The organism is Novosphingobium sp. Chol11 (genome assembly GCF_945870625.1).
Classification (GTDB): domain Bacteria; phylum Pseudomonadota; class Alphaproteobacteria; order Sphingomonadales; family Sphingomonadaceae; genus Novosphingobium.
Genome location: NZ_CAMBTS010000150.1, coordinates 1 through 5,233 on the forward strand (window position 1 = coordinate 1; position 5,233 = coordinate 5,233).

Consider the following 5,233-nt stretch of genomic DNA (forward strand, 5'->3'; position numbering starts at 1 on the left):
TGTGGAGGCTGCCCACCCCTAACCCCTCCCGCAGGCGGGAGGGGGACTGGTTGTGCTTTCTGCTCCCCTTCCGCTTATCCTGAGCCGGTCGATGGGAGGAGGGGCCGGGGATGCGCGCATTTTCGTTGGCGGCGGTTTTGACATGGACCGGCAGCCGTGGTTGACAAGCACCTATGACCAGCCAAGCCTCGACGCCGGGAACGGCACCTTTTGGCGCGGGCCCGCTGGGGCGCTTTCGCGGCTGGCTGGATCGCAGCCCGCTGGCCTTTTCGGTCTATGGCGGCCTCATGGCATTCGGCACGTATTTTGCGATGTATGCCTATCGCAAGCCGTTTGCGGCGGCGAGTTTTGAAGACGTGGGCGCTTTGCCGCATATTCTGGGCGTGGCGATCGACTACAAGGTGGCTTTGGTGCTGGCGCAGGTCATGGGCTATGCCTTGTCGAAGTTCATCGGCATCAAGGTCGTTTCGGAGCTGCCCGCGCGCTACCGCGCGCTGGGAATTCTTGCGCTGATCGGCGCGGCGCAATTGGCCTTGGTGGGGTTCGCATATGTCCCGGCGCCGTGGAACATCGTGATGCTTTTCCTGAACGGCTTGCCGCTGGGCATGATCTGGGGCCTGATCTTCGGCTTTATCGAGGGGCGGCGGACGACCGAAGTGCTGGGATCAATCCTGTGTGCCAGCTTCATCGTCGCCTCGGGCGCGGTCAAGGCGGTGGGCAAGGCCTTGCTGCTCTCGGGCGCGGCGAGCGATTTTACCATGCCGATGCAAACCGGCTTGGTGTTTCTGCCGCTGCTGCTGATATGCGTCGCGGGGCTTGCCAGTCTGCCGCCGCCGAACGCCACCGACGTGGCCGCGCGGGTGCAGCGGGTGCCGATGGACGCCGCCGCCCGCGCGCGCATTTCGGCACGCTATGCGGCGGGGCTGGCCGCGTTGATCGCGCTCTATGTCCTGCTCACCGCGCTGCGCGATTTCCGCGACAACTTCTCGGCCGAAATCTGGGCCGACGCGGGGCTTGCGGGCAAAGCCGAACTGTTTGCCCTTTCAGAATTGCCGATTGCGGCGGTGGTGCTGATCGCGATGGCCTTGCTTGGTCTGGTCAAAAGCAACCGGCTGGCGATTGTGGCCAATATCGCGCTGATCGGCTTCGGGCTGGTCTTGACCGGCGCGGCCAGCCTTGCTTTCTGGCTGCACTGGATCGGGCCGGTCGCGTGGATGATCCTGCTCGGCGGCGGGCTCTATCTGGCCTACACGCCATATAATGGCGCGCTGTTCGACCGGCTTGTCGCGGCGACGGGATCGGCCGGAACGGCAGGGTTTTTCATCTACATTGCCGATAGTTGCGGCTATCTGGGGACTGTCTGCCTGCTCCTGATCAAGAGCTTCATCGGGCTGGCATTGCCGTGGACGGCCTTTCTGGTCGGGATGTCGATGGGCAGCGTCGCGCTGGGCATCGCGCTGCTGGGCTTTGCCGCATGGTATTTCCAGCGCAAGCTGGAGAATTGAGGTGGCGCGGCTGATCCGCTGGGCCACCGATGGCGCGTGGTTCGCGTCTCCCGGCCTGCCCCAGATACACCTCACCCCCGCCGATCTGATCGAATGCGCGCCCTCGCAATTTGACCCCGCAAGCGGGCAGCGCCGCGCCGCGCTGCTCGATCTGCCGCAGGCGCCGGTGCTGACCGGCGCTGAACAAACGGCGGAAGGGTGGCGGTTCGCGGTCAACTCCGACGGGCAGATCGCGCTGCGCGCCGCCGATCTGGCCGCCTATCTTGATCCCGCGCCCATCGCGCCGCCGCGCCGCCTGTGGCTGAAGGAGGACGAGGCGGATACCGGGAAGGTCGATTATCAGGCTTATGCCAGCGATGAGCAGTTTCGCCGTGCGGTGCTGGCGCGGGTGGCACGGCAGGGATGGGCCTTGCTCTCAGGCGTGCCCACCCGGCCCGATGCGGTGGAAGACGTGGTGCGCCGCTTCGGCTTCATCCGCGAGACCAACTATGGCCGCACGTTCGCCGTGCGCAGCGCGCCCGCAGCCAGCAATCTGGCGTTTACCGACGCGGGCCTCGCGCCGCACAGCGACAATCCCTACCGCGACCCAGTGCCCGGGCTGCAACTGCTGCACTGCCTTGTCGATGCGAGCATGGGCGGCGAGACCCGGCTAGTCGATGGCTTTGCCGCCGCCGAGGCGCTGCACGCGGCCGATCCGGGGGGCTTTGCCGTGCTGGCGGCAACGCCGGTGCATTTCGCGTGGGGCGACGGCGCGAACGCATTGCAGACGGCGCTGCCGGTGATCACGCTCGATACCGGCGGCGAGATTGCGGCGATCCGCTTTAACCACCGCGCGTTCAAGGCGATTGCCGCGCCGCCCGAGCAGCGCACCCGCTGGCGCGCCGCTTACCGCGCGCTGGCCGCGCTGATCGAAGCACCGGAGACGGGGGCGACCTTCCGGCTCGGCGCCGGCGACCTGGTGATCATGGACAACACGCGGGTGCTACATGGCCGCCGCGCCTTTACCGACGATCCCGGCGCCGACAAGCGCGGCGGGGGGCGGCATCTGGTGGGCGCATATGCCGATCGCGACGGGCTGCTTTCGGCGCTGGCGGTGCTGACAGGGGCCGAGGCCGACCGGCGGCTGGCGCGGATCGAGGCGCTGTTTGCATCGCCAGCCATGGACGAGGCTTATGGCGAGGCGCTGAGCATCCGCGAGCATATGCTGCAGACAGCAGCCCTCGCCGATGAGGCGGAGCTTGCGCCCGCGCTGGTCGCGGCGGCGCTGCTGCACGATGCCGGCTGGGCGCTGGACGGCGGCGCGGCGGCGCATGAGCACAGCGGGGCCGATTGGCTGGAGGACACGTTCGGATCGGCTGTGAGCGAACCTGTCCGCCTGCATGTGGCGACCAAGCGCTATCTCGTGGCGTGCGAGCCGGATTATGCCGCGCGCCTTTCCGCCGCATCGGTCGCGACATTGGCGCAGCAGGGCGGGCCGATGACCGAGGGCGAGGCGGCAGCGTTTGCCGCGATGCCCGGCTTTGCAGGCGCGGTGCACCTGCGCCGCTGCGACGATGCGGCAAAGGAGCCGGCGCGCCCAGCGCCGGGCTTTGCGGACTATCGCCCGCTGCTGCGGCGGCTGATCGCCGCGCATCTGAACGGCTGAGTCGCGCCGTTCAGCCTATTCGAGCGCCGCATGACCACGGGCGATTCCCGGCGGAGTCAATGCGAAGGCTGCGCAAGGGCGATACCTAAGTAGAAGCCGATTGATCAATCTGGTCCGCTTTCTGGCATTGTCTGTGGCGACGGCGGGACGGCCTCATTGCTTCGCCCGCTCCACAACACTCCACAACACTGCGGGAAGGACCAAATCATGACCGAAGTAACTAAAGTGGGCAGCGAGGTGACCGTCAACTCGGGCACCGGAACCAATCTCGGCGGGCAGCAAATAACCGCGCTATCGGGCGGCGGCTTCGTTGTAACTTGGCATGTTTTCACGGATCTGGTGGGCGAAAACTTCTCTGCGGGCATTTTTGCGCAGATGTTTGACGCCAGCGGCGCCGAAGTAGGCGGCCTGCTGCACATCAATACGGAGACGACGAACGATCAGCTGCAACCCGCAGTCACGGGTCTGGATGGCGGCGGTTTTGTCGTCACCTGGTATGACCAGAGCCAGCTGCTGGGTGACAGCAGTGGCGGCGCCATCGCCGCGCAGATCTTTGACAACACGGGCACCGCAGTCGGCGGCGACTTCCTCATCAACACGCAGACCGACAACAACCAGCTCGATGCGAAAGTCACCGCGCTGGACGGCGGCGGCTTTGTCGTGACTTGGCAGGACTTGAGCGGCACGCTGGGCGACAGCGATGCGGGCAGCATCAAGGCGCAAGTTTACAATAACACCGGCACCGCCTTGGGCAGCGAATTCCTCGTCAATACCCAGACGGCGGGCGAACAGGCGAAGCCGACCATCACCGGCCTTGCCGATGGCCGCTTCGTGGTGACATGGCGCGATGCCAGCGGCACGTTGGGCGACAGCACTGGCACGAGCATCAAAGCGCAAGTGTTCATGGCCGATGGCTCCCCATCGGGCAGCGAATTCCTCGTCAACACGTCCACAGCGGGCGCGCAAGGCGCCCCTGTCATCACGAAGCTTGGCGACGGCGGCTTCGTGATCGCATGGCATGATGTCGGCGACGGCGCGGTCAGGGCGCAAAGGTACGATTTCACTGGCGCCACCTTGAGCAGCGAATTTTCGGTCGGTGCCAGCACCGAGGGCTTCAACTCGCAACCGGCGATATCCAGCCTTGAGGATGGCGGCTTCGTCATCACCTGGGCGGCAACGGACACCAACGGCTTCACCGATACGTTCGCGCAAGTGTTTGACGCCGCCGGCCTCGCCATTGGCAGCGCGATCCTGGTGCCCACGCAAACGCTTAGCTCGCAGGACGACGCAAGCGTCACGGCGCTTACCAACGGCGGGTTTGCGGTCACTTGGCTCGATGTGTCGGATACCAACGTCAAGGCGCAAGTGTTCGCGGTGAACCACGACCCGGTGATCAGCAGCGATGGCGGCGGGGCGACGGGGAGCGTCTCGGTCGCCGAGAACACCGCCGCCGTGACCACGGTTGTGGCCGCTGATCCCGATGCGGGCACGGTTTTGGAATACGCGATCACTGGCGGCGCGGACGCGGCGTTGTTCGATATCGACGCGGTGACCGGCGCGTTGGCGTTCGTCGCCGCGCCAGACTTTGAAGACCCGACTGACGCCGACAGCGACAATGTCTACGATGTGATCGTCACGGCGAGCGACGGCACGCTGACCGATACCCAGACGCTGGCGATCACTGTAACCGATGCCGCCGAAAACCCGGTGATCAGCAGCGATGGCGGCGCGGCGACGGGGGCTGTTTCGGTCGCCGAGAACACCGCCGCCGTGACCACGGTGCTGGCCGCCGATCCCGATGCAGGCACGGTTTTGGAATACGCGATCACTGGCGGCGCGGACGCGGCGTTGTTTGAGATCGACGCGGTGACTGGCGCGCTGGCGTTCGTCGCTGCGCCAGATTTCGAAGACCCGACTGATGCCGACAGCGACAAAGAGGTGGCCTAAGAAATCTGGACATCGTGATAAGTGGATTTTCTGCCTGACGGCGACCAAGATGGCCGCCTGACAGGAGATGAGATGAGCAGAAGACCCCGCCGGAACCACAGCCCGGCGTTCAAGGCGAAGGTGGCGCTGGCCGCCG

At 65.9% G+C, this 5,233-nt stretch carries 3 protein-coding genes; all 3 read left to right on the plus strand.

The window, feature by feature from the left end; all coding sequences use genetic code 11:
- The first annotated feature begins 173 nt into the window (after positions 1-173).
- The 3 genes from Q0O40_RS15215 to Q0O40_RS15225 all read left to right on the plus strand — a co-directional run bounded on the left by Q0O40_RS15215 (position 174) and on the right by Q0O40_RS15225 (position 5,097).
- Positions 174-1,505: a DUF5690 family protein gene (locus Q0O40_RS15215; protein WP_295531781.1), complete on the plus strand. Its 1,332-nt coding sequence runs from the start codon at positions 174-176 to the stop codon at positions 1,503-1,505.
- 1 nt (position 1,506) lies between these two features.
- A complete protein-coding gene (locus Q0O40_RS15220) occupies positions 1,507-3,150 on the plus strand; it encodes a TauD/TfdA family dioxygenase (RefSeq protein ID WP_295531784.1) in 1,644 nt (547 codons plus the stop codon).
- Positions 3,151-3,357: 207 nt separating this feature from the next.
- Complete coding sequence (locus tag Q0O40_RS15225; protein WP_295531787.1) at positions 3,358-5,097, plus strand: hypothetical protein; 1,740 nt, start codon at positions 3,358-3,360, stop codon at positions 5,095-5,097.
- Positions 5,098-5,233: the final 136 nt, after the last annotated feature.

Excerpts from the sequence above, each read along its gene's own strand:
- Q0O40_RS15215 (WP_295531781.1), top strand. The coding sequence starts at position 174 with ATGACCAGCCAAGCCTCGACGCCGGGAACGGCACCTTTTGGCGCGGGC.
- Q0O40_RS15225 (WP_295531787.1), top strand. The coding sequence starts at position 3,358 with ATGACCGAAGTAACTAAAGTGGGCAGCGAGGTGACCGTCAACTCGGGC.